The following is a 24,906-nucleotide window of genomic DNA, read 5'->3' as shown; positions in this document are numbered from 1 at the left end:
GGTTAATCCACAGCACTTTAAAAACTGGTTTACAAGCTGCTGCTACTGTACTTCATAAACCTGGAATCGGCTGTATAAGCCAGCTTGAGAGCAGATAGACCTTGCATGGTAAATATCTGACTCCATTTACTTATATAACCAGAACTGACTGATAGACTTTCCTGAATCTCTCGTTGCTTATATCCTTTAAGCTTCATTTGGACGGTAATTGCTCGTTTCAACTCACGGGGATCGGGATTAGATTGGATAAATTCCGTTAACTCTTGTAACATAGAGAAATTATGTAGTGATTCTAGCTATTATCTCATAAATCATTTAGGATTGCTATATATATTCCCGAAGCTGCTGTAAGCTCAAATACTCTTGAGCCTCTAAGTAATTGATAATTTCCGAGCGCTCTTCTCGACTTAGATATGCTTTTGACCCTTGATATCTCAGTTTTAATTCTTTAACTCCATGTTGGATAAATTTCATTTTGACTTGACTGACAAATGTTGCTGATACATTTAATATTTTTTGAATGTCACAACAAGGTACGCCCTCAATCCACATCATTACGGACATTGATCGCTTCAATTCTCTCGGATCGGGGTTGCTATTGATAAAATCACTTAGCTCTTTTAAAGATTGCTGCTTAGACCTATCATTTTGTTTCACTAATATCCCATCTCTAATTATTAGACTACCTAACCATTATAAGTTATTTGTAAAATTTTGTGAATCATTTAGGATTGCTATATTAGCATTGAAGCTAGGATAAATCCTGCCAGATCCAAGGCTTCTCGGAGGGCCGCAGCTAAAAGTGGTTGATCGATGTTTTCCACGGGCTCGTCGGGTAATTTAAAGTCATCTGGCAATTTTTCCCAAGTTATAGTATACTTGGTTTTGGTTTTTTCCGGTTTCGATAATGTTGGCGTCAGGGGTTTTCCTTGTTTCGAGAGAAAGAGCTTTTTGTTAATAGGATTTTGACAATAACTTTAATGCCGGATGCCAAAGCCACACCTTATTAAATAGCTTTAATCGGAGTGCGTATTGCCCACCTAACTAACTAGAGGAAGTCGCGAATCTTGCAATGGCGGTTATTCAATAATACCCTGTTTTAAGGAGTATTTTCGGGAGCCACTGGTTCTGCTGACCTTGCATTTTTAGAAGGTATAACAGGCAATTTTGGCTGTTTTTGCAAGCTGGGAAATCCAGGCTCTACTGATTGATTTCTAGCAGGTTTACTCGCATTTACTTTCTCAGAAAGGGGAGCTAATGTTTGAGTCACTTTAACTTGCTGTCGCAGTTGTTCTGTCGAACCCAATAAGCCTCCCAATCCGTTGAACAACCTGCGAATGTTGTTGCGGAAAGCCGGATCTCCTGTCAAATCATCCACGTCGGAAGTAATTTTCTGCACGTTTTGAAATGTAGCTCGTGCAGAATCTAGAGTTTGCTGCAATAATAGCAAAGTGGCGGGATTGTTTACCTGGCTGGATAAATCTCGCAAATTACCAGAAGCTTGGGCAGCATTCGCTGATAAAACTTCTAAATTGTTCAGCAATTGTCCTTGGTTGATGCGATTAATTGTTGGACTCAAACTGCTGACAGCTACCCGCAGTTCCTGACTGCTTTGATTGATGTTATTCAGAGTAGAGACTAAACTGGCACGGTTTGTTGTTACTAAAGAATTGAGTTGGTTGGCTGTTAATGTAACTTGATTTGCTGCTTGAGTTACTGAATTAGCAGAATTTATCGCAGCGGCAGATACGGCTTTTGTGGAAGTGTCCGCCGTAGCTGCTACTTTAGAAATATCAGTGGCGACTCCGGATATTTCTGCTTTTAGCGATTGATTTAAATTGCTGGCTTCTCCCTTTAATGATTGATTTAAACTGCTGGCTTCTCCCTTTAACGATTGATTTAAACTTGCTATTTCGGTTTTTACAGATTGATTTAAGCTCCCAATGTCTCGCCTTACATCTTGATTCAAAGTTTTTATTTCGGCTTGGGCAGTTTGAGTTAAATTCGATAAATCTTGAGTGAGTTTAGCTGCACCTTTAGCTGTGTTGGCTGTATTTTCGGCGAGGGATTTAATATTGTTGAACAGCGCGGGGTCGGTGTAGAAATTAGCTAGGCGGACTGTGGATCGAATTAGTTCGTCGATAGTGACTCCAGCTTGACCTTTTAAGCGCGCATTTTGGCAGATTATCTCCGGGGGACAGTCGGCACTAACGGGATTGGCGGTAAGTAACGATTCTGGCAAAATCGAGTTGGGGGTAATGTCGATCGACGATTCGCCAATTAAACCCGATTTATTCGCTTCGATCGTAACATCCCTGGGAATCACTAAAGTACCGGGGGCAATCTCCAGCGTCACGTCTACGCCGTTGGAACCCGGTTTGAGGGCGGTAATTTTACCGACTGCAACCCCGCGATACCTGATGGGCGTGCCTATTTGCATTCCTTGGGCGCTGCCAAATTCTACGGCGAATTTGTAGCTGCGGTTCCCTAGCTGCACGCCCCGCAGCCAGAGCACTAAGCCGCCAAATAAACCGATTCCTACTAAAATTAAGAACCCGACAGAACCTTCTCTTACAGTTCGCGATTGCATATTTTCTCCTCAGTCATTGGTCATTGGTTATTAGTCATTCATCATCGGTCATTTCAATCTAAAATCTAAAATCTAAAATCTAAAATCTAAAATTGGCTGACTATCCAAGCGCTTGAATTGGGCCAGTAACACTGCCGCTAAAAAATTGTCGGATCAGTAAATTATCTGTCGATGCAATATCGCTGACAGTTCCCTCCCACTGCACTTTGCCTCGATAGAGAAATACGATGCGATCGGCAGTGCGGCGGATGGTACTGTCTTGGTGAGTGACGATCGCATAAGTGCTGCAAACACCTTGGGCAGCCTGCAAGTCCCTGATTAAATCTTCAATTACCGTCGAAGCAATCGGATCTAAACCCGCCGTCGGTTCGTCGTACAGCAAAACCTCTGGATTATCCCTGTCATTATCAGGATTCGCCATGATAGCGCGGGCAAAACTTACCCGCTTCCTCATTCCCCCAGACAACTGCGCTGGATAGCGTTCGCCAATTCGCGGCAAACCCACCATCTCCAACTTTTCCTCCACCAATTCCCGAATGCGGCGGCGCGGCAGCTTAGAATGCTGGTAAAGTAAAAAACCGACATTCTCCTCCACCGTCAGCGAATCAAACAAAGCCGCTTGCTGAAACACCATCCCAATTCCGATCGGATCTGCCACGTCGTCCACCCATCCGACCCTGCGCTGTCCCTGAACAAAAACCTCACCGGCATCCGGGGCCAACAAACCCGCAATTATCCGCAGAATCGTAGATTTCCCCGTCCCGGAAGGACCAATAATTGCCAGGGCCTCTCCCCGATAAATCCTCAGATCGACTCGATCGAGGATCGGGTTCTGGCCGAAGGACTTACTTACCCCTTTGAGTTCGATTAGTGGCTCTGCCATAGGATGTTATCAATAAGTTGTCAGTCCTCAGTCATCAGTCTACCTAATGACTCATGACTCATGACTCATGACTAATCACTAATTACTTCAATTGACTGCCAGAATCAAAACTCTCTTGTATTGTAAATTTGTCAGATCGAGCTGTTCCAATACCCTTAAGACTAATTAACCATGTCAATTAGTTCACTTCCTAAAGCCCTCCGCGTCTTGGCTAAAGCCAAGCAGGTTTTTGCCCAATCCAGAAATCCTTACCCCCCTTCTTTGCGGAACGGGCGAGTTCACCAGTGGTTTAAGTGGTTAGCCCCCGGACTGTTAGTGAAACGGTGGCTGCTGATTAGTGCCAGCGGCGTGGTACTTGCCACTTTGGGTTTAGCAATTTGGACTGGGATGACTCCCATTTTCTTCTTATTGCAATTATTGAGAAATTTTTTGGCGTGGATTGCGGAAGTTATTCCCAATTACGTGTCAGGCCCGATCATCATTGCTGGCGGGATTTTATTAATTCTTTGGGGACAAACTCGCAGTTTGAACTCTATTACCCAAGTGCTGATGCCCGAAGGCAACGAGGAACTGGTCGATCGACTCCTCAACCACCGTCGCTTGAACCGCGGCCCGAAAATTGTGGCAATTGGGGGCGGTACGGGTCTTTCTAATTTGCTCAGGGGATTGAAGGATTACAGCGCCAAAATCACTGCTATTGTCACGGTGGCGGATGATGGCGGGTCTTCCGGGCGGCTGCGGCGGGAAATTGGGGTATTGCCGCCGGGAGACATTCGCAATTGTTTGGCTGCTTTGGCAGATGAGGAAAAGTTATTGACTGAGTTATTTCAATATCGTTTCCGGGCTGGTGACGGTTTAGTGGGTCACAGTTTTGGGAATTTGTTTTTGACGGCGATGAGCGATATTGCTGGAGATTTGGAACAGGCGATCGCGGCAAGTTCTAAAGTTTTAGCAGTGAGGGGAGAGGTGCTGCCGGCTACTCTGAGCGATGTTTCTTTGTGGGCAGAACTCGCTGACGGCCGCAGGATTGAGGGGGAGTCCAACATTACAAAAGCTAACGGGCAAATCCTCAAAATAGGCTGTAATCCTGCTAATCCTCCGGCATTACCAAGGGCTGTGGAAGGTCTTCGGGAAGCGGATTTTATTATTATTGGGCCGGGGAGTCTTTATACGAGTGTCATTCCGAATTTGTTGGTGCCGGAAATTGCTGATGCGATCGCCCACAGCGAAGTTCCGCGCATTTATGTGTGCAATATTATGACTCAGCCGGGGGAAACTGACGGATACAGTGTTGCAGACCACATTCGGGCGATCGACCGCGCTTGCGGCCGGCCGCTGTTCGATGCTGTAGTAGTTCAAGGAAAAGTCCCTTCTGCAAAGGCTTTGATCCGCTATTCTCAGGAGAATTCTTATCCGGTTGTGCTCGATCGAGAAGCCGTGACGAAATTGGGGCGACGAGTTGTCATCGCCAATGTCATGGATGAAGATGAAAATACGGGTTTAATTCGCCACAATTCGCAAAGGTTGGCGGGGATGTTGCTGCGTTGGTACGGCCGCGCGCAGAACATTTAAGCTGCTGACTGTTGACTGTTGAGTGTTGACTGTTGACTAATATTATTGGTTATTGGTTATTGGCTGCCAGCGAGTAACAAATAACAAATAACAAATGACTAATGACTAATTATTGACATGAAAACTTTGCTTCCCGATTCTGAGGCTACGCGCAAGTTTGGTGTTGCGTTAGGTCGATCGCTCCCCGCCGGCACTGTAATCTTATTACAAGGAGATTTAGGTGCGGGCAAAACTACCTTGGTTCAAGGCATCGCTGAAGGTTTAGGAATCTCAGACTCGATCGAAAGTCCTACTTTCACGCTGATTAACGAGTATTTTGGAGGGCGAATTCCGCTGTATCATCTAGATTTGTATCGACTAGAACCCGAAGAAGTGGAGGCTTTGCATTTAGAAAGTTATTGGGACGGGTTAGAAACGGATTTGGGAATTGTGGCGATCGAATGGGCGGAAAGATTGCAGTACAAACCAGAAAATTATTTGGACATTTCTTTAAGTTATCTCGATAACGGGCGGCAAGCTGAAGTAATTGGTAATGGCGACTTATTGGATTGGCAATGGGAAATTTGAGAAAGGGCGATTCCCTACCCTTCCGGAACCCCTGCGGGAAGATAGCTTCGCTCGCGCGTACTTACTGCGGACGGTTGACACGAATCAATTTAGCCCTCCAAGTTTCTTCACCAGTAATAGCATCATTGATGCGTATTGCCAGCCTTTCTACATTCCGATTTTTGGTACAAACAATAATACCAAAGTGGTCTGGCTGTCGGTTGTGCAGTCCGATAAAATCAAACCGATTTAATGTCAAAACAGCTCTATCTTTGCTTATAGCAAATGCTAGCACCTCTGGATCTGGAATCTCAAGTCCTGCTTTTCCTGCTGCCTGAACAGTCAGGATATCGTGACCAAAAGCGCCCAGCAATTGCACAACGGGCAAAGGAAATTGTTCGTCTGCATACAAATTCAGCATGACTCAGGCTTCCTCATTCTTGCAGATTGCTTATTCGATTTCCTCCAGATGTGCATCAGCATAAGTCCAAACATTGACTAGATCGACTGCGCTGAGATGGGGATAAAATTGTAGAAGTTCAGCATCGCTTGAACCTTCACGGTGAAAACTTTCAAGCAGCCAAACTGGGATGCGAGTTTTGGCAATGCAAGCATCGCCACCACACACGTCAGGAGTTTTGGTAATTCCTGGCCAACTATTGTTTAAACTTTGGGTTAAAAGCCGGATGACTTCAGCTTTCTCAGTCGGAGTTAAGGCCAGGAGTTGTGTTTCTAGTTCTTCGAGGAGCATGGGTAAAATCGCCTTTGCGAGGCAGGAATACCCAATTATAACGCTTGAGTTAAATCAATGCTTACTCAGGGTCAAATGTCAAGGCTTCTCCCCTCACATTTGTATCCAATTTACCCTTCTCAAAAACAACTTTTCCTCCAACAACAGTCACAACTGGCCATCCAGTCAAACTCCAACCTTCAAAGGAACTCCAGCCGCACTTGCTCGCCATCTCTGCTCCGACCACCGGGCGGTAGTTCTCCAAATCAACTAAGACTAAATCGGCATCAAAACCCGGAGCAATCGCCCCTTTGTTGGGAATCTTATAAGCCTTAGCAACTGCAGCCGACATCCAATTAGCAACTTGAGCAACTGTACATCTTCCCTCTACGGCTTGCGTCAGCATCAAAGGCAAAGAAGTTTCGACTCCCGGCATTCCCGACGGCGTATTTGGATATTCTTGAGCTTTTTCTGCTAATGTGTGCGGCGCGTGATCGGTGGCGATAAAATCAATTACGCCGTCGAGTAAAGCTTGCCAAAGTATTTCGTTATCGCGGGGTTCGCGCAAAGGCGGATTCATCTGAGCTAAACTGCCAATTTTTTGATAGGCGCTGGTATTTAACAACAAATGCTGCGGCGTCACTTCTGCTGTCACCCAACTCGGTTTTTCCTGGCGCAAAAACTCAGCTTCATCCCCCGTTGAAAGGTGCAGAATGTGCAGTCGGCGCTGATATTTATTAGAAAGTTTTACTGCTAATTGAGTTGCCAATAAAGCTGCTTGATTGTCTTGAATTTGCGAGTGTACGGCAACATCGGAAATCCCGGCAAATTCCTGACGCCTCTGATTGATTCTAGCTTGGTCTTCTGCGTGTACCGCAATTAGTCGATCGCCCTTGGCAAAAATCGCCTCTAAAGTTGCTTCTCCATCGACCAAAAGCTGACCGTGCATCGAACCCATAAACACCTTAATTCCCGGAGTCGGATTCGCATTCAACAAATCAGGCAAATTCTCGGGCGTTGCACCAATAAAAAAGCCGTAATTCACCAAACACTTCTCGGCAGCGCGACTTAGTTTATCATCTAAGGCAGCTTGAGTTGTGGTCAGAGGTCGCGTATTCGGCATTTCCAGAAACGATGTCACGCCGCCTTTAGCGCAAGCACAGCTAGCGGTAAATAAGTCTTCCTTGTGTTCTAAACCCGGTTCCCGGAAGTGTACCTGGGGATCAATTACTCCGGGTAACAGAGTTAAGCCTTTGGCATCTATTTCTCGATCGCCAGATTCGACAATTTCAGCAGCAACTTTGACAATTTGGCCATCGCAGATTTGCACATCTCCTACCAAAAACTCACCATTGGGCAAAAGAATGCGAGCGCGACGGATTAACAAACTTGATTGGGGAGTCATAAGATATCATTAATTGAGTAAACAGCGTGCTAGCATGGAAGCATTATTAAGTTTATAATTTATATCCAGCTCAGTCACTACAATACCCTATGACTCGTCTAGACAAGTCAGCCGACGAAAAACCTCCGCAAGACACCGAAAATCCTTGGATCGAAGGAATTAAGACGATCGGCTTAGCAGCCTTTTTAGCCTTTGGTATCCGCACCCTGGTTGCCGAAGCACGCTACATTCCCACGGGATCGATGCTCCCTACCTTACAAATTAACGATCGATTAATTATAGATAAGGTAAGCTATCGATTCCAAGAGCCCCAGCGAGGAGATATTATCGTATTTATGCCTCCTGACCCGGCTAGTTTGTGTACGGGACAGCCGCCACCGATCAAAGATGCCTATATCAAGCGAGTGATCGGACTGCCGGGGGACAGTGTGGAAGTCAAAGAGGGAAAAGTTTTTATTAACAAGCAGCCGCTACAGGAAAAATATATTGAAGAAATTCCGCAGTATCCCTACGGGCCTGTAGTTGTAGCTCCAAATTCTTACTTGGTGCTCGGCGACAACCGCAACGCAAGCTGTGACAGCCATTATTGGGGCTTTGTGCCCAAGCAAAATATTATCGGTAGGGCAATTGTGCGTTTTTGGCCACTCAACCGTACAGGTTCGATCGACCCCACGCCCCTTTATCCCGCTAAAAATTAGCTACAACCCTCAGTAGGGTGCGCTAGGCGCACCTTACTACTACAGATTAATGAAGGTCAAAATTTAAAATTGGCTTAACTTCCGATCGTGCTGCCATTCCAGCAAATTTAGTACGATGTTTCGCGATCGAGCACTTTCACCACTTTGTTATACATCTCCTCTGCCTCTTGCTGCGAATTGCCGATACTCGTCAGTCCCAATTTGCCAAACTCCGACAAACAACCCATTAAATGAAACACGCTGCCCGTCTCTGTGCCGCTGTCAAAGTGCAGTTGATTGTCAGCAATAATATCCATCAAATCGTTCGGTAATAATCCCCGATAGCGCTCTTTTTTCAAATTGTCCGAAGCGACATAATATTTCGGACGGCCCTGCTGGCTGTAAAATAATCCGTTAGTACGCTCGTACCGACCGTTTGTTAACAGCTTCAAAGCCATAAACGGATGAGTTGTGCCTCCTTTACGTAAGTTAATTTCTATTGCTTGAAGATCCCATTTCCCATCGGATTGCTTTACAGCGAGAAAATCTACTCCAAATCTCTCTAAAGCCCCCTTTTTAGCTAAGTTTTGCCCGACTTTCCATCCCAATTCTTGCAACGCCAGCCGGTAAGATTCGTCCGCAGGAAATCGGCAACCCAAGAAAATTTGGCCGTCTGGGCCTCCTAAAATCTGGTCGTGAGTGGAGAGGATTTCTACTTCCCCGCTGGGAATAATTCTGCCTTGAACACTGGGCGAGAACTTTTCTTCTCCTTCGATAAATGCTTCGGCAATTGCCCCTAATTCGGGAATGCGGCTGCTAAAATTTTCCCAGGTTTCGCCTGTGGATTGAAAGCGCAAATTATGGAAGCAATCCCCAATTGCCTTCGCTCTTTCATGAGGCGCTTTACTTGTCAGGGAACGCAGATCTAGAATTGCATTTCCTTCCCCCGAAAAACCTTCATTTAACTTAATTACCATCCGCTGCAAATCCGGCTGCCGTTCCCACAATTGAGCGGCAGCTTCTGCTAAATCTTCCGCATTCCAAACCAACTCGGAACCGTCAGGATAAGGCACGCCACATTCTTGGAAAATTTGCCTGCTGCCGCTTTTTGTTCCCCAGTATAACAGATCGGGATCGCTGGCCCACAAAGGAATCCCCAATTTAACAGATAACTCGCGTTCTAAGGGCGTCGAGTTATAACAAACCATATAAGATTTTGTCGGCCGCACTGCTTGACGAATGCGCTCCATCAAGCGGGGGCGCTCTAAAATTTTCTGGGTGAGGGATTTGGCAGAAGCATCGTAAGCACTGAACAGCAAAAGCCGATCGCGCGCGTGAGAAAATGGAATTCCCGGCAGCAATTGCAGGTAATAATCCACAATCATCGGGTGCAAGGGTTCCGAGGTAATGTAAATTAAGCGCGTGCGGGGGTTTCGCAGGCGGATCAATGAAAATAAATGCCGCTCTTCGTAGTGGTAAGCACCCTCAATTTTCCGCATTTCTTGCTGATCTAAGCTGACAGAAGGAATGATAATAATGTCACAATCTCCGCTGTCGAATTCTTCTATCGCTCGCCAACGTTCGCGTAATTCTGTCTGAAGATTGCGAAACTTCTGCGCGGATTCGGAAGATGAATTATTTAACTCTTGCATTGCTTTTTATCCTAAGTATTCAAATAATTATTGCTGATGATGTCGGGTGTGTCAGCCCCAATACTTGAGACAACTCACACAGTTTTTTTTTATGACGGATCTTAACGCGAATATTGACAAAAATGCCCAAATAGTGATTTAAGGTGCCTCAGTCGAAATATTTGAGGCAACTCAAACAGTTTTTTCTGACCCCGCCCAAAAACCGATACTGTGCCACTTACTCCTGTCGTGAATCTCCAAAAATTTTAGACCAAAGTTTAATCTCCCAGATTCATCTGTGGAATAAATCTAAAATCTAAAATCTAAAATCTAAAATCGACTGACGTACCCTACCGGGGACGATCGTCAATTTCTGTCAATCTTCTCTAAGAAGCTCGCCGCGCTCGAAAAAGTCTGGCATACTGCAAAATTGGCTCTAAGCGGCGTTGATTTTGCTTGAGTGCCGATCGCAATTTTTCCGAAGGGCGGAACACCAGGGGAGCCGAATATTTGTTCAGCATCTCCATATCTGGCGACTGGCTCATCAGCATCAGCCTCACGTCTTTGTCGAGCAAATAACTCAGAGACAGCAAATCTCCCATGTTCGTAAAATCGTTGCCGCGATCGCTAATTACAATTGTATCTTTAATCGACCGATTAGCTATCGCCTCTTTGTTAATAATTTTCGCAACTTCAGCATTAAAATAGCTCAAGTCTTTGCTCCACCAAGTATCAGAAAAAGCGCTAACTGTACAAGAGGCTACACTTGCTGTAAATACCAAGGCTAAAATGACTTGCCAAAACCGCTGCTGAGTTTTCACGTTACTGGCGATCAAGTAAGCAACTGCTAGCTGCACTCCGGGAAAGCAGGAAATCAGATAGCGGCTGACGGCGGAACGTTTGCCACCTAGGATTAGATCCGGTAATGCCAGTATCAAAAAAGGTACAAAAATTGATGTTACAATAAACAGCCAAGTTGAAGTGCTAACCCTGCGGCAGATTGTGTAAAGGGCTGCCGCGATTAACAACAAAAATGGCAATCTCAGCAGATAAGTCCAAATATTATTAAACTCAAAGTCGAAGTCAAAAAATAAGGCTGTAAAGCTGAGTGTCCACAATTTGACAAGATACAGCCAACCCGGAGATACTCGCGTCCAATCTGTCGTAGCTGATGCTCGTTCCAGGTTTGTCGCCAGCACGTAAATCCAGGGGATATACAATATTAAAGCTGCTGTTACTGCTAAGAAAAATTGGGAATTAGTTACGTGACCTGGCAATTTTGTTTTTTTGACAAACAACCAGTAAGAAATTATAAAAACTCCGTGTCCAATGAGTGTTAAACTGAAGAAAGGGTGAGTGTAGAAACCAAAGGCGATCGCCAGCGAGTAAAATACCCAATCTTGCCAACCCCGCAACCGCACTGCTCTTAGCAGCAGCCAACTGCTGCCAATAACTGTTGCTGTCAGCAAACTGTACTGCCTTGCGGTCTGAGCAAACAATATGTCAAAGGGAGATAAAGCCACAAGTGCTGTTGCTAATAACGCAGCCAAATTCGAGGCGAAAAGTTCCTGAGCTAACACGTACATCAAAGGCAGCGACAGCAAACTCAATATCGCTGGCAAAGTGCGGGATGCTGTTAGAGAACTGCCAAATTGCTGCATCCACCAACGAGCCATGAGAAAGTATAAAGGCGGATGCTGCGGGTCTTCTAGTGCTAAAGAACGAATTGTGTCTGCTTCTGTACTTCCCGGTTTAATCCGCTGATATTTTTGCAATTGTGGTGCGGGGAAAATCCGGTTTTGGAATAGTTCGTCGTCGATTTCTTGACGGGTGAAACCAGCGGCGCGGATTGATGTGTAAGCTTCGTCGTGCCAGTAAAGTTTGCGATCGAGCTCAAAAAACCGAAATCCGATACCTAGTAAAATGCCGATCGCCAATAAGCTCATCAGCCAGCGGGAATTTTTGGTATTAACAGATGTGTCTTGATGTGTTGTAGATCCCATGCTTGTCCTAATTGTGGCGATTCCCTCCGGGATAGCTACGCTTCACGGAATTTGGAACTGTAGATCATCGTAAACCGCACTCCGAGAGCGATCGATACCCAGTACATCCTCTAACAGACAATAATTCTACCCTCTGCCGGATGCGGAATACTTTATATATCAGAGCGTTCAAAAAGCTGGCTCTGGCTGAGCCCTCCCCAAAATCAAGAATCTTCAACCAGATCCTCCCAGAACCTCCAGACCCCAAAAATAACTGCTAACATACGTGTTGTACAGTTAATCAACAAGCTCCGCAAGGGGTCTACCCGCGTACCGCAAATGGCAAAAAAAGAAACGTCTATAAAAACTTCCACTGAAAACTCAGAAAAGCAAAAAGCTCTAACTTCCGTACTGTCCCAAATCGAGCGCAGCTTTGGCAAAGGAGCGATCGTCCGATTGGGAGACTCCACTCGCATGAGGGTAGAAACCATTTCCACCGGAGCCCTGACACTGGACATTGCTTTGGGCGGCGGTTTGCCAAAAGGCCGAGTCATTGAAATTTACGGCCCGGAAAGTTCCGGTAAAACCACTCTAGCCCTCCACGCGATCGCCGAAGTCCAAAAATCCGGCGGTATCGCAGCCTTCGTCGATGCCGAACACGCCCTCGATCCCACCTACGCCTCAGCTTTAGGCGTCGATATTGAAAATCTATTAGTTTCCCAGCCGGATACCGGCGAAATGGGCCTAGAAATTGTCGATCAACTCGTGCGTTCCGTCGCCGTCGATATCGTAGTAATTGACTCCGTAGCCGCCCTCGTCCCACGCGCCGAAATCGAAGGCGACATGGGCGACTCCCACATGGGTTTGCAAGCGCGCTTGATGAGCCAAGCTTTGCGGAAAATCACTGGTAATATCGGCAAATCTGGCTGTACCGTCATTTTCCTCAACCAATTGCGGCAGAAAATCGGCGTAACTTACGGCAACCCCGAAACCACAACTGGCGGTAACGCGCTCAAATTCTACGCCAGCGTGCGACTCGACATCCGCCGGATTCAAACCTTGAAAAAAGGCACAGAAGAGTACGGCAACCGCACGAAAGTTAAAGTTGCTAAAAATAAAGTTGCTCCGCCTTTCCGCATTGCCGAATTTGACATTGTATTTGGCAAAGGCATTTCTACCTTAGGCTGTCTTACTGACTTGGCAGACGAAATGGGAGTAATTATCAAAAAAGGTTCTTGGTATAGCTATAACGGCGAAAACATAGCTCAAGGACGAGACAAAGTGATCCAACACATGGAGAAAAATGCCGACTTCAAAAATGAAATTGAGGAGCTAGTTAAAAAGAAACTTGAGACTGGTGCTGTGGTTTCTGCTAATTCTGTTGCCCCTGTTGACAATGAGGATGAGGATGCAGAAGATCTAGACAATGTAGAAGATCTAAACAATGTAGAAGATGTAGAGGATTTGGAAGAAATCTAAATCTTTTAGTTAATAAATCCGATAGCTGTTAGAGCCCCGACTTTTTAAAGAAGTCGGGGCTCTGTTTATTCTGTTTTTTTAAGATGTCGGGCTAAAGCATTTGAGAGAATACAAAGAACCCCGACTTCTTCGATGAAGTCGGGGTTCTAAAAGAAGAGTATTTCACGACGTTGTTTAATGTTGAGGAGTTTGGTGCAAGGAAATCTCTAAAACTTCTATCTGCTGGTTGAGAGTAGCAGAGCGCTTCTGAGCATATTTGTCGTGCAGAAAAATAGTTAAGCCCACACCCACTGGCAACACAAAATAGATAAATCCCAGCAACATCTGAGCAATTTCTTCTTGCGCTGCTGCATCGAATTGAGGCGCAGCAGTAGGTTGACTTGTCGTGCTGTTGACTGTCTGCTGATTGGATTGCTCGATAGCCTGTGCTTTTACTTGCGGTTGAGCTTCCTGGGCGATCGCCCCAGGAGCAGTTCCCAAGCATCCAGCCACTGCTACACATACTGTCAGAAAACTAAAAAGTCTTGATTTAACCTTTAATCCGTTGTTCATGGCACTGGTTGAGTGGGGATCGCCTTGCTGGGTTTCTATTTCGGTTAAGCGTACAAGCATTTTTACTTACCTGTTTTTATAATTAATTTAATTTCTGTATTCAAATATACATTTTTTTGATTTTTAACGCAATAAGTATTTATTACTAAATTTAGACTTAAATGCAATAGCCGCATCAATTCGATGCGCGAACTGGCGTTTTGAGGATAAACAGTAACTTTGTATACAATTTTTCCTCTGGACATCCACTTGAATTGGAACGCAACGGATAAAAGCGCGAAAGTAAATAAACCGTTACCCCAAACAGTTAGAAAGTCAACTCGAAATTAATAATCTGTATTATTTATTAGGACAAGTTGTTATATATGCTTCAAGGGCTTTTATCGTTCAGAGGACCTTTTCGGATTCTGAACCTGAGTTGGTTTGCTTTTTTCTTAACTTTCGTAGTGTGGTTCAACTACGCACCCTTCAGCACAACGGTGCAGCACGATTTGGGATTGACAGTTGGGCAAGCCAGAATCATCAGTTTATGTAACTTAGCTTTCGCAATTCCTGCACGTATTATTATCGGGATGTTGCTCGATCGCTTCGGGCCTCGCATCACCTTCTCTTCACTCCTGGTGTATGCAGCATTTCCTACACTGGCATTCGCCTTTGCCCAAAACTTCAATCAGTTGGTTTTGAGCCGTTTGGCAATGGGAATTGTCGGCGCTGGATTCGTAGTTGGCATTCGCTTAGTTGCCGAATGGTTCCCCCCAAAAGATATCGGCTTCGCTCAAGGTATCTATGGAGGCTGGGGCAACTTTGGCTCTTTTGCCGCAGAAGCAGCGTTACCGGCGATCGCGGCAGGAACAGCTTTTCTCTCAGTCGGACACACAAATTGGCGGCTGGCGATCGCCCTTACTGGAATTGCCACAGCAGTTTTCGGAGTCATTTTTTACTGCAACGTTCAAGACACTCCTCCCGGCAAAGTCTATCAGCGCCCCGCCCGCAACGGCGCAATGGAAGTCACCAGCGCCAAAAGCTTTTGGGCACTGTCGATGACCAATATTCCTCTATTTGGTGCCTTAGCTTTGATTGTGTGGCGCTTGCAGAAAGCAAATTTTCTGACGGCAAATGTGATGTACGCTGTTTGGATTAGTTTGACAGCACTCTATTTAATTCAGGCTTACAAAGCCTGGGAAGTTAACCGAGAAGTTGTCACCGGTCAAAAACATTACCCACCTCAAGAACGCTATCAAATCAGTCAAGTATTCGTATTAGAATTAGCTTATGCAGTCAGCTTTGGTTCAGAGCTCGCTGTGGTTTCCATGTTACCGGAATTTTTTGAACACACCTTTAATCTAAATCATGCGATCGCCGGGCCTCTAGCTGCTAGCTATCCGCTGATGAACTTGGTCAGCCGTCCAGCCGGAGGCTTAATTTCTGATAAAATCGGCAGCCGCAAATGGACGCTGACAGTCATGACGGGCGGAGTGGGATTGGGGTATTTAATAATGAGCCAAATTAGCGCCAACTGGCATTTAGCAATTGTGATTATCATGACCATGTTATGTGCCTTCTTTGTCTTCGCCGCAGCCGGCGCAACTTTTGGCATCGCCCCCTTAATTAAACCAGAAGCAACTGGTCAAATTGCCGGCAACATCGGTGCTTACGGCAGTGTCGGCTCTGTAATTTATGCGACCATTTATAGCTTTCTGCCCCAAACAGTGGCAGGCAACCGCAGCTTCTTTGAGCTACTCGGAATTGCGGCTGTAATTGTGTGCTTCCTTTGTGTTTTTATCCTGAAGGAACCAAAGGTTATTGAAAGCCAAGATTTGGCAGAAGAAGCTTTGCTGCTGGGCCACTAAATGGCAAATTAGGTTTTAAGTAGAACAAGTTAAAAAAACAGAACACCCAGAAGCATGACTTCTTTATTTAAGAAGTCATGCTTTGAGATGAGCAGCAGTTTATTTATCACTTTGGTCACTTACTGTGGCATAGAAACTGGCTGAACGTATTGAGAATTAGCCCGCACATAACAGCCTTTTGTTGTCAGCAGCCAGGGTTGATCATTCTCAATTTTAATTGCATTTGTTCCCCTGAGTTCAGCAGCAATTGGATCTTGATTCGCGCGGTAAACTTGTTTGATTGCTCCATTGGGAGTCTGGCGACAGTTGAGTTCTCCATCCCGCGAGGTGACTCGCCAAGACGGCCAAGTTCCTAAGCCAGAAGTTTGACCCAGCCAAGTATTAGCATTGCTAGAAGTATAGTCGCCGCTAGCATTAGGACGCGGTAAAGATTCGACTAAATTTACTTTAAATGTCTGGCCAATAGAAGGACAATTTTCTCCTCCTTTCACCTTCCAAGTAACTTCGGCTCCCAATTGGCTGCTCCTTCCAACTTGACGCCTAACAATGATAATATCCCCAGAACAAACAATTTTTCGGCCAGGGCCGCTCGCACTGTCTTTGAAAGTCCCATTGTAATAGTAAGAGCCTGCTGCTCCTTCGGAACGGGTAATTTGAATATTGCCCAAAAATTCCCGATTGCCTACTTTGGTAATGTAAAAACCGCTGCGATTGTTCCCTTTTTCTGACAGGTTTAAAGTAGTTTTACCGTTAGGATTAACATAAGTCGTAGCGCTAGCAGCAGCGCACCAAATCAATGACACAACTCCTGTGGATAACAAAATAGAAAGTTTTTTCACAGCAACACCTTGTATGATATGAATCTCTACTTTATTTGTAGCTGTTGGTGAAGATATTTGACAAGTCGCTCAAATGAGTGTGACTCATTTGAGCTACATTCTAACGACATACGGGCCACCCCCCATGATTGCCACGACAAATTCGGCAACCACGGGGGATTGGCACTACTGCGTAATTCCGAAACATCAACTCTGCATAACTTCACCTTACTTCAGCTCCCTTCAACTCTCTTCGCTTGTATGCACCTGCATCACGAGGTCTGCAAGCTTCAACTTCTGACTCATTGCAGGTTCCAATAATTAGCAGCAGAATAAATTCATATACGTAAGTAAGGGGGTTCCAATCACCGCTAAATACTGTGGATTTTACTGGTACTTCCCGGTGAGTCAAGTTGGGATTCCAAACACTAGGGCGATTTTTACAGGTAGCAGATTTCAAATCTAAGAATGCTTGTAAAGAAATGTAAAAGCTCCTGACAGCCGATTGCTTTGACAGAAAATACGATTTCTAAGTTCAGCCCGTAAAAAAATCGTATTGATTCAGCGCAAAAATGAACTTGACCAACATAAATTAATTTGCTCGAAACTTAAATCATTGTTGAAGGGAGAATAAATTATGGCTGACGGTCAATTAGGAGTTATATTAAAGATGGCTCAAACAATTAATCCTCAAATTGAGAGCGATCGACATTTTGAAATAGACTTGGCAAAATTGCGCCAACTGCCAGCAGGAACATTAGGGTGCGAAGTGGCGCGATTTCTAGACGAACAAGGCTTTGAGCCGATCGCATCGGGAGACTGGATTCAGCGAAACCACGACGTTTGGCACGTGCTGACCGGTCTTTCAGCTTCAACAGAAGATGAATTGGTACTTCAAGCGTTTACTCGCGCTCAAGTATTTCGTCCTTCTTGTGCGATTTTAGTGTTAGTTGGACTGATCAGCGGCAAATGCGCGATCGGACAAATTATCAAAGGCTTAAAACACGGAAAATTAGCCACTCGGCTAATTAATTGGGACGTTGCATCTGATTGGGAAACTCCTTTATCTGAAGTTCGAGAAAAACTCGGAATTCTACCCTTAATTGATTAGATTTTAACTCGTTACCTCACTGCAAAAGTATGCAAAGCAAAAGTTACAAACCGGAAATTAGCCTGAGTCCACGGGAAAGAGCGATCGCACAATTAGTAGCCCAAGGGCTGCCCAACAAATGTATTGCCAAAAATTTAAATATTAGTCACTGGACGGTTGCTACTTACGTGAGGCGGATTTTTATCAAACTCGGTGTGTGTTCCAGAACTGCGATGATTGCACTGCTGATCCAAGAAAATTTGCTCTGGGACTAATAAATAACTAGGGTGCGTCAGCTAGCTTGAATTCTCTGGTAATCCAGAAACTCTAGGCACGACGCACCCTAAAAAACACCTATCCCTAGACAGATGAAAACCCGGCTTTACAGCTAAACCGGGTTTTCATCTGCAATGTTTAAAACCTTCTATGCCAAAGCCACAGAACGAGAAGAATTTCTTAGAAAACTCAGCAATTCTCGATTCACCGTTTGCGGCGCTTCCTGCTGAATCCAGTGGCCGCAGTGAGGAACTAATTTCAACTTAAACGGAGCAGTAATTAATCTGTCTAAACCTTCTACAAGTTTGTGGCTCAAAAACGCATCTTCTTCTCCCCAAAGCACCAAAGTAGGCACTGTCACAGGTTCTAATTTCTGCCCCAAATTCCAAAGCCTCTGTGGATGAAACATCTGCCGGTAATAATTGATAGCGGCAGCTAATACTCCCGGCTTTTCTAAAGCAGTCTGATAAATCTTAGTTTCCTCAGCGCTAAAAGATCCTTTGCGAACAGCTTGTCCTTGAAAAACATTGTGTACAAAATCTTTCAAGTTTTGCCGGATCAACCATTCGGGAATGCCGGGAACCTGAAACGCCAAAACGTACCAACTGCGGCGGATTTGATCTAAATTGCTCGCCATTTCCTGCACGAATCGCTGCGGGTGCGGAGCGTTTAAAATTGCCAAGCGGTTGAGTTGTTCGGGGAATTTTTGAGCTAAGTGCCACGCAATCGCCCCTCCCCAATCATGACCTACAACGTGAGCTTTTGTATAACCGAGGCTCGCAATCAAACCGCGAATATCGGCGCTCAGCGTATCTAAATCATAGCCGCTTTCCGGCTTGTCGGAATCGTTGTAGCCCCGCAAATCCGGCACCACAACCTTGAAATGACGCGCTAAAGCAGGGATTTGATGACGCCAAGAGTACCAAAACTCTGGAAACCCATGCAGGAGGAGAACGAGCTCGCCTTCTCCTTGAGAAACGCAGTGCAGGCGGATGTTATTGGTTTCGACAAAGATGTGTTGCTGTTCGGAATCGAAAGAATTCATAGTTGGAAAGTTAGACTTATTTTCGGGAAGTACAGAACCCGCCGACTGGTAGCAGGCTAAAACGTCCCAATGGTGTTAATTTTTCTACTTTTATTGTAGCTGCTTTTCGATCCCCGCCGCTGCAATCTAATTAAACTTAAAACTTGTAGGGTTTTGGGGTGTCCTGTGTTTTAGGTGTAACTACTGAGTTCAAGTTTATCACCTTAAATGTATTGTTTTAACAGCGGCGCAGGCGATTCAATAATAGCACAATTTCGTCCGTTGCCGATCGCATTTTTGCAGTCGATAGGTCAGATTGATTGACGATAATGCTAAACACCAGCGGCTCGTAATTCGGAACTTCGATATATCCCGACAGCGCCGAAACTCCGCTCATAGTTCCTGTTTTTGCTTGCAACATTACGCGATTTGGTGTATTATTAAAGCGATTTTTCAAAGTGCCGCTCTCCCCAGCGATCGACAGTGACTGGCGGTAAATCGATGCAGCAGGTGAATTGGCCATAAATCTCAAAGTTTCTACCAATGCTTCTGGAGTAATTAAATTGTGCCGAGACAAGCCGGAACCGTCGGCTAATATGTAGCTGTTTGGATTTACTCCTAATTGAGTTAAAACTGCCTTTAGCTCTTTCAAACCGCTTTCACCTGTATCCTCTTGTGGCACAGGCATCTTGCCTGTAACTTTTCCCAGCAATCTCAATAAAACTTCTGCATAAAGATTGTTACTTTCGCGATTAGTTTCTCTCACCAATTCCGCCAGCGGCGGCGATTCAACGGTCGCTAATTCTTGATTTAAATTGCGAGAAGCCGATGCAACTAAACTCTGTTTAACAGGAATTCCCTCAGCCACCAGGGCTTGTTGAAAATACTGCAAAAAATTATTAGCGGGGTTGACAACTGCGACATAAGCTGATTCAGGTTCGCCACCAACTTTCAACTGTCCGCTCACTCGAATTATAGGTCGATCGAACTCCCGGCCAACTTCAATAAACTCAGATTCGTTTTGAGCGACGGTAACAGTATTGTTCTGAAGTTGCCACTGATTTGCCAGCTTTGGTTCGGCAAAAGTAACTTTCAGAGGTTGCCCGATCGCCTGTGGCGACAAGAGAAGGTCGATCGCGTTTTGATTGAAAATTAAACTGTTAATCGGCGCTCCGTAGCCAGCTTGCGCGTCTTCCCATTCCCAATTCGGATTGACTGCACTGCCTTGAAAATAGCTGTCATCGCCAATCAACTGGTTAACTTGACTGATTCCCCGCTGCTTCAACTGCTGCGCCAAAGATTTCAACTGAGCCTCAGCAATGCTCGGATCTCCCCTGCCGGCAACGTACAAACTTCCATTTTCGCCGCTGTAAACGGAAGTCTTAATCCGAAAATCTGCACCGAGTTTCTGCAAAGCAGCGGCTGTAGTTAGCAGCTTGGCATTTGATGCTGGAATAAAATATTTGGTGGCGTCGCGGCTGTAGAGAGTAGTAGTAGAAGATAGAGGTTGAATCAAAATGCCCCAGCGCGATCGGCTAAATTCGGGACGATTGGCGATCGCATCTACTTGCGCTCCCAATTCCCCAGGACAAATATCCCCTGCAACCGCCGACGTTTGAGCCGCAACCGCCGACGGACGCCCCAGCACCAGCACTAACAAACTAAGCGCAATTCCTTGGATTTTCAAAGTGGCAGTTCCTTAACAATAACTATTAAAATTAGATGCGCCAGAGCTTGGAAGTTTCACCGAATCAAGTCAATATTAATAATAATAACGCGCATGAATTCTCGGATTGAACAGCGCTTCTACAGGTTTTCCCTCTTTGAGGTGTTCTTCCACAATTAAAGGTACATCACTCGGTTTAACTCGACAATACCAAATTTCGTCCGGGGTAACTCGCACAGTCGGGCCAGTGGTACACTGTCCCTGACAGCTAGTAGCCTCAACTTTCACCCCTGCAACTTGTTGAGCTTCAAAAGCAGCTAGCACTGCTGCTGAACCATTTTTCAGGCAAGATAGATACTGGCAAACCAATACACAGCGCGCTTCTGGTTGGGAGTCTGGTTCTCGGGCTGGAGATTCTGGCATTGGTAAGGATTTATCCGCTCTTTAAGATATCTTAACAATCTTCTCAAGCCGATCGCTCGCCGGAGGGAGGCAAACGGCAGAATTTTATAGTGCGATCGAAAAAAACAGCAAAATTCTGGCATTCAAACTTTTTCCTTCCTTCTACCTTCTAACGAATCCCTTCAGCAGATCTGCCTTTCTTCAGTCTGTGCCGCGCTTTCCCGATATGATCGATTTAGAGCAACAACTCAATCAACCGCTAATCATGCCAAAAACAGTAGCCGATGTGATGAGCCGCGAGCCCATCTTGGCGCGACCCGAAATGCCCTTGAACGAAGCGATTAAAATTTTAGCCGATCGACGCATTAGCGGTCTTCCCGTCGTAGATGAGAATGACGTGTTGGTAGGAGTCATCTCCGAAACCGACTTGATGTGGCGGGAAACCGGCGTAACTCCCCCCGCTTACATCATGGTGCTTGACAGCGTGATTTACTTAGAAAATCCATCTCGTTACGAGCGAGATCTGCACAAGGCTTTAGGACAAACAGTAGGAGAAGCGATGAGTACAGAACCCGTTACCATCGGGCCCGACAAATCTGTCCAAGAAGCTGCCAAACTGATGCACGATCGCAGCATCCACCGATTGCCGGTGGTCGATTCTGCTGGCAAAGTAATCGGCATCCTCACTAGGGGAGATATTATCCGATCGATGGCTGCGGAATCTTAATTAACGGTTGCAGTTCCAGGACTTTATCAAAAAATGAGTCGATCGCTCTTTCAATCTCCCTGACTTTTTGCAATTACCAATTATCTAGATTCACGACACGGAAGTCAGGAATAGACGCAGAGCAATTTTTTCTTTCTTGCTTCTTCTTCCCTCTTCCTTCTTCCCTCTTCCTTCTTCCCTCTTCCCTCTTCCTTCTTCCCAATTACCAATTATCAAATTTAAAATCGAATGAGCATTACCCCTGAGTCTGTCGAACAATTGCTGAATTCCGAGGATTTTGGCGAAAGACTGCGAGCAGTCAACCAACTGCGGCAACTAGAACCCGCAATCGCCTACAAACTGATTCAAATTGCGATCGGCGATAAAAACGTCCGGGTTCGCTACGCAGCAGTCAGCCAGATATCAACCCTCGGTACGCAGAATCTGCCGAACGCTTTAGAGGTACTGCGAAACAGCCTGAACAACGACCCCGAACCCGACGTGCAAGCAGCAGCAGCCGATGCTTTGGGCGCATTGAAATTAACCGATGCTTTAGAAGATTTGCAGCAAGTTTATAGCAGTACCTCTGAATGGCTGGTGCAACTGAGCATCATTGCGGCTTTGGGAGAAATGGGAGATCCGAAAGCCTTTCCAATGTTAGAAAATGCCCTGACTTCTGAAAACGAATTGATCCAAACCATTGCCATCAGCGCATTAGGTGAATTGGGAGATAAACGGGCGCTGCCACTGCTGCTTCCCTACGTTTCCAATGCAGATTGGCAGATCCGTTACAGAGTAGCTCAAGCTCTCGGGAGGTTGGGCGGTAAAGAAGCAGAGGCGGCTTTGGAAATTCTCGCCAAAGATGAGGTTGAACAAGTTGCTCAGGAAGCTAAAGTCGGACAAGAAAATAGTTTGAAATCTTGAGATTGCTTTGGCGATCGCGAACAACTCTGCGCGGTTGTGAATTTTGAATTAATTTAGAATTTTTTGTGCGGGTTCTAGTAACAACTCTGTTCGCGATCGCACACAGAATTCAGAAACCCGGTTTCTTTCTATATTTCTTGTTCCTGTCTGCAAAACTTGTAGAAACCGGGTTTCTAGCCAGCCAGCCAGCGGGCTGGTTGGGTAGCGCAAACCTTACTAATCAGGAAAAATCTCAAATCTTCAATCTCAAATTTAAAATTGTATTGATGCGACGGGCGATCGCAAATTCCATTGAAATTCTCCTTAAATTCGAGCGTACTCTTCCCTTTCCCAACCAGAGCTGGGATCTTGACATCCACAGTTTGACAACAGCTATAATTAGAATAAATAGAGCAGCGGCAGGGATTAACAAAATTATTGAATTGTGCCCAGCCAGCTAGCGATCGGGGAAACTATCGTTAAGACGGTAAGCCATCTACCAGCAAAACCAAGTCTTAAAACTGTTGATCATCCCCATGCTTGAACAACTACCCAATTCCGCTTCTGATTCTGAGTCTTTGGACATTTTAACAGGAGAGCGATCGGCCTCTCAAGTAGCACCAAGCCCAACCAATCAAAACTTTATTAATAGAGTTTTAGAACTTACCAATATCGAACGCAGTAAATTGAGTTTGTCCCCGCTAACCTTAAATACTCAGTTACTAAATGCTGCGGAAAATCACACCCAAAACATGGCACTGCAAGACTTCTTTTCCCATACCGGAAAAGATGGTTCGTCATTAGGAAGTCGGATTAGTGCAACGGGCTATCAATTCTCAGCGGCGGCAGAAAACATCGCTGCTGGCTCTTCTACACCCGAACAAGTTGTATCATCATGGATGAACAGCAGCGGCCACCGCGCTAACATTCTTAACCCGAATCTCAAAGAAATTGGCATCGGTTACTATTTCTTAGCCGACGATACGGGCACAGAAAATTGGAATCACTATTGGACGCAAGTTTTTGCGACTTCTCTTGACGGTAGTGTCAATCCCGCACCGACACCGACACCGACACCCACACCAACTCCCACACCAACTCCCAACACATCGGTATCGATTACTTCGCCAATACCCAACGCTATAGGGGACGGCAGCCCGACACAAGCACCCAAAAATACAGCCAGCGACGGCAATTATTTCCTATCAGATAGTGCCGATACTCAAATACCGACAAATGCTGCGGGATTGCCAATTTTTGCCCTTTCCGGCAAAGACAATATCACCGGGGGAGAAGGTGTTGATAGCATTAATGGAATGCAAGGTGCGGATACAATTAATGGCGCAGGCGGCAATGACAGCTTATCGGGTGGCAAAGAGTCGGATTCAATTGAAGGCGGTGTTGGCAATGATTTTATCAGCGGCAATAACGATAACGATCGACTAATCGGATCGGACGGTAACAATACTATTCGCGGCGGCAAAGAAGATGATGTCTTGACTGGCGGTAACGGGCCCGATTTGTTGGCGGGCGATCGCGGGCAAGATATGCTGACGGGCGGTGCTGGAAATGATACGTTTATCCTAGCAGGAGGTTTGTCTGCTGCGGCTACTTTAATAAGTGCAGACGTAATCGTCGATTTTGGGGCTGGGGATAAAATTGGTTTGACGGACGGTATCGGGTTTGCAAACTTGACTTTTGAAGCTGTGAGTTTGCAGTTGGATGGAGGGGCAAGTGTCGCTTCTACGGCGATTAAGTCGGGGAACAATTATTTGGGCATCGTGCAAGGTGTAAGTGAAAGTCAGCTTACATCTTCTGTTTTTGTCAACGCCTAAAAAACAGCATACCCAGATTCCCGACTTCTTGGAGAAGTCAGAAATCTAAAAACGAGAGCGCTTTACGTTTAACTTTGAGAGAATAATCGGGGTGGCTGTTTTGAGAGATTAGTTGTTATGCAGTCGTGGACGGAAAAACACGGCGCTACGATCGCCGTCAACTCAACCGCAGGCAGGGGTACTGAGTTTACGATCGCATTACCGGTGAAAGCCAACTTAATCCCGTCAAGTCAGAGCTTTTTGCAAGCTTCCGTCATACCCTTCGGGTTGACGGCGAGTTCTTGACTGG

The 24,906-nt window shown here is 45.6% G+C and carries 25 protein-coding genes and 1 pseudogene; 11 read left to right on the top strand and 15 right to left on the bottom strand.

The annotated features are described in order from the left end of the window. Window positions 1–29: 29 nt before the first annotated feature. The 5 genes and pseudogenes from QUA57_RS20550 to QUA57_RS20530 all read right to left on the bottom strand — a co-directional run bounded on the left by QUA57_RS20550 (window position 30) and on the right by QUA57_RS20530 (window position 3,473). Window positions 30–272 (bottom strand): helix-turn-helix domain-containing protein, encoded by a 243-nt coding sequence (locus tag QUA57_RS20550; RefSeq protein ID WP_333063280.1) that lies wholly within the window; start codon window positions 270–272, stop codon window positions 30–32. Between the two features lie 52 nt (window positions 273–324). Then, window positions 325–657, bottom strand: coding sequence for a hypothetical protein (locus tag QUA57_RS20545; protein WP_333063282.1), 333 nt, complete (start codon window positions 655–657; stop codon window positions 325–327). 80 nt (window positions 658–737) lie between these two features. Further along, window positions 738–920 (bottom strand): annotated as a pseudogene (locus tag QUA57_RS20540) (hypothetical protein); the annotation flags it as partial. A gap of 179 nt (window positions 921–1,099) precedes the next feature. Then, window positions 1,100–2,590 carry an MlaD family protein gene (locus QUA57_RS20535; protein WP_333063284.1) on the bottom strand — a complete coding sequence of 497 codons (1,491 nt, stop codon included), beginning with the start codon at window positions 2,588–2,590 and terminating at the stop codon, window positions 1,100–1,102. Window positions 2,591–2,690: 100 nt separating this feature from the next. Then, window positions 2,691–3,473: an ATP-binding cassette domain-containing protein gene (locus QUA57_RS20530; RefSeq protein ID WP_333036901.1), complete on the bottom strand. Its 783-nt coding sequence runs from the start codon at window positions 3,471–3,473 to the stop codon at window positions 2,691–2,693. Between the two features lie 171 nt (window positions 3,474–3,644). Between QUA57_RS20530 and QUA57_RS20525 the strand changes: the two genes are divergently transcribed. Both QUA57_RS20525 and tsaE read left to right on the top strand, forming a co-directional pair. Beyond that, the gene (locus QUA57_RS20525; RefSeq protein ID WP_333063285.1) at window positions 3,645–5,045 is read left to right on the top strand and encodes a gluconeogenesis factor YvcK family protein; all 1,401 of its coding nucleotides are present in this window, start codon (window positions 3,645–3,647) and stop codon (window positions 5,043–5,045) included. 117 nt (window positions 5,046–5,162) lie between these two features. Next, window positions 5,163–5,612, top strand: coding sequence for a tRNA (adenosine(37)-N6)-threonylcarbamoyltransferase complex ATPase subunit type 1 TsaE (gene tsaE / locus QUA57_RS20520; protein ID WP_333063287.1), 450 nt, complete (start codon window positions 5,163–5,165; stop codon window positions 5,610–5,612). A gap of 61 nt (window positions 5,613–5,673) precedes the next feature. Here the strand turns inward: tsaE and QUA57_RS20515 are convergent, their stop codons facing one another. From QUA57_RS20515 to QUA57_RS20505, 3 genes are all read right to left on the bottom strand, one after another. Further along, on the bottom strand, window positions 5,674–6,012 hold the full coding sequence (locus QUA57_RS20515) for a DUF5615 family PIN-like protein (protein ID WP_333063288.1): 339 nt from the start codon (window positions 6,010–6,012) through the stop codon (window positions 5,674–5,676). 30 nt (window positions 6,013–6,042) lie between these two features. Then, complete coding sequence (locus tag QUA57_RS20510; protein WP_333063290.1) at window positions 6,043–6,342, bottom strand: DUF433 domain-containing protein; 300 nt, start codon at window positions 6,340–6,342, stop codon at window positions 6,043–6,045. Window positions 6,343–6,403: 61 nt separating this feature from the next. Continuing rightward, on the bottom strand, window positions 6,404–7,726 hold the full coding sequence (locus tag QUA57_RS20505; RefSeq protein ID WP_333063292.1) for a dihydroorotase: 1,323 nt from the start codon (window positions 7,724–7,726) through the stop codon (window positions 6,404–6,406). An 89-nt stretch (window positions 7,727–7,815) separates the two neighbouring features. Between QUA57_RS20505 and lepB the strand changes: the two genes are divergently transcribed. Further along, the gene (lepB, locus tag QUA57_RS20500; protein WP_333063294.1) at window positions 7,816–8,424 is read left to right on the top strand and encodes a signal peptidase I; all 609 of its coding nucleotides are present in this window, start codon (window positions 7,816–7,818) and stop codon (window positions 8,422–8,424) included. 107 nt (window positions 8,425–8,531) lie between these two features. On the opposite strand, the gene QUA57_RS20495 is transcribed toward lepB, so the two are convergent. Further along, window positions 8,532–10,055, bottom strand: coding sequence for a peptide ligase PGM1-related protein (locus QUA57_RS20495; RefSeq protein ID WP_333063297.1), 1,524 nt, complete (start codon window positions 10,053–10,055; stop codon window positions 8,532–8,534). A 365-nt stretch (window positions 10,056–10,420) separates the two neighbouring features. Continuing rightward, window positions 10,421–12,037, bottom strand: coding sequence for a glycosyltransferase family 39 protein (locus QUA57_RS20490; RefSeq protein WP_333063298.1), 1,617 nt, complete (start codon window positions 12,035–12,037; stop codon window positions 10,421–10,423). 318 nt (window positions 12,038–12,355) lie between these two features. On the opposite strand from QUA57_RS20490, the gene recA reads away from it, so the two are divergent. After that, window positions 12,356–13,495 carry a recombinase RecA gene (gene recA, locus QUA57_RS20485; RefSeq protein ID WP_333063300.1) on the top strand — a complete coding sequence of 380 codons (1,140 nt, stop codon included), beginning with the start codon at window positions 12,356–12,358 and terminating at the stop codon, window positions 13,493–13,495. Between the two features lie 174 nt (window positions 13,496–13,669). Here recA and QUA57_RS20480 read toward each other — a convergent pair whose 3' ends face one another. Beyond that, window positions 13,670–14,107: a hypothetical protein gene (locus QUA57_RS20480; RefSeq protein ID WP_333063302.1), complete on the bottom strand. Its 438-nt coding sequence runs from the start codon at window positions 14,105–14,107 to the stop codon at window positions 13,670–13,672. A 305-nt stretch (window positions 14,108–14,412) separates the two neighbouring features. Between QUA57_RS20480 and QUA57_RS20475 the strand changes: the two genes are divergently transcribed. Next, on the top strand, window positions 14,413–15,897 hold the full coding sequence (locus QUA57_RS20475) for a NarK family nitrate/nitrite MFS transporter (protein WP_333036909.1): 1,485 nt from the start codon (window positions 14,413–14,415) through the stop codon (window positions 15,895–15,897). Window positions 15,898–16,016: 119 nt separating this feature from the next. On the opposite strand, the gene QUA57_RS20470 is transcribed toward QUA57_RS20475, so the two are convergent. Next, window positions 16,017–16,736, bottom strand: coding sequence for a hypothetical protein (locus tag QUA57_RS20470; RefSeq protein WP_333063304.1), 720 nt, complete (start codon window positions 16,734–16,736; stop codon window positions 16,017–16,019). 616 nt (window positions 16,737–17,352) lie between these two features. Between QUA57_RS20470 and QUA57_RS20465 the strand changes: the two genes are divergently transcribed. Both QUA57_RS20465 and QUA57_RS20460 read left to right on the top strand, forming a co-directional pair. Continuing rightward, window positions 17,353–17,826, top strand: coding sequence for a Coq4 family protein (locus tag QUA57_RS20465; RefSeq protein ID WP_333036911.1), 474 nt, complete (start codon window positions 17,353–17,355; stop codon window positions 17,824–17,826). 29 nt (window positions 17,827–17,855) lie between these two features. After that, window positions 17,856–18,080 carry a helix-turn-helix transcriptional regulator gene (locus QUA57_RS20460; protein ID WP_333036912.1) on the top strand — a complete coding sequence of 75 codons (225 nt, stop codon included), beginning with the start codon at window positions 17,856–17,858 and terminating at the stop codon, window positions 18,078–18,080. Window positions 18,081–18,229: 149 nt separating this feature from the next. Here the strand turns inward: QUA57_RS20460 and QUA57_RS20455 are convergent, their stop codons facing one another. The 3 genes from QUA57_RS20455 to QUA57_RS20445 all read right to left on the bottom strand — a co-directional run bounded on the left by QUA57_RS20455 (window position 18,230) and on the right by QUA57_RS20445 (window position 21,194). Next, a complete protein-coding gene (locus tag QUA57_RS20455) occupies window positions 18,230–19,126 on the bottom strand; it encodes an alpha/beta hydrolase (protein ID WP_333063306.1) in 897 nt (298 codons plus the stop codon). Between the two features lie 217 nt (window positions 19,127–19,343). After that, complete coding sequence (gene dacB, locus QUA57_RS20450; RefSeq protein ID WP_445304495.1) at window positions 19,344–20,786, bottom strand: D-alanyl-D-alanine carboxypeptidase/D-alanyl-D-alanine endopeptidase; 1,443 nt, start codon at window positions 20,784–20,786, stop codon at window positions 19,344–19,346. A gap of 81 nt (window positions 20,787–20,867) precedes the next feature. After that, on the bottom strand, window positions 20,868–21,194 hold the full coding sequence (locus tag QUA57_RS20445; protein ID WP_333063308.1) for a (2Fe-2S) ferredoxin domain-containing protein: 327 nt from the start codon (window positions 21,192–21,194) through the stop codon (window positions 20,868–20,870). 244 nt (window positions 21,195–21,438) lie between these two features. Here QUA57_RS20445 and QUA57_RS20440 point away from each other — a divergent pair, with 244 nt between their 5' ends. From QUA57_RS20440 to QUA57_RS20425, 4 genes are all read left to right on the top strand, one after another. Then, window positions 21,439–21,900, top strand: a complete 462-nt coding sequence (locus QUA57_RS20440; protein ID WP_333063309.1) for a CBS domain-containing protein — start codon at window positions 21,439–21,441, stop codon at window positions 21,898–21,900. Between the two features lie 228 nt (window positions 21,901–22,128). After that, window positions 22,129–22,803, top strand: a complete 675-nt coding sequence (nblB, locus tag QUA57_RS20435) for a phycobilisome degradation protein NblB (RefSeq protein WP_333063310.1) — start codon at window positions 22,129–22,131, stop codon at window positions 22,801–22,803. 515 nt (window positions 22,804–23,318) lie between these two features. Continuing rightward, window positions 23,319–24,617 (top strand): CAP domain-containing protein, encoded by a 1,299-nt coding sequence (locus tag QUA57_RS20430; RefSeq protein ID WP_333063312.1) that lies wholly within the window; start codon window positions 23,319–23,321, stop codon window positions 24,615–24,617. 117 nt (window positions 24,618–24,734) lie between these two features. Then, on the top strand, window positions 24,735–24,902 hold the full coding sequence (locus tag QUA57_RS20425; RefSeq protein ID WP_333063313.1) for a hypothetical protein: 168 nt from the start codon (window positions 24,735–24,737) through the stop codon (window positions 24,900–24,902). Window positions 24,903–24,906: the final 4 nt, after the last annotated feature.

The organism is Microcoleus sp. Pol7_B2, assembly GCF_036701035.1.
In the GTDB taxonomy this organism is placed as follows: domain Bacteria; phylum Cyanobacteriota; class Cyanobacteriia; order Cyanobacteriales; family Microcoleaceae; genus Microcoleus.
Note: the sequence above shows the minus strand (reverse complement) of the source record. Positions and strands in the feature narration are given on the sequence as shown.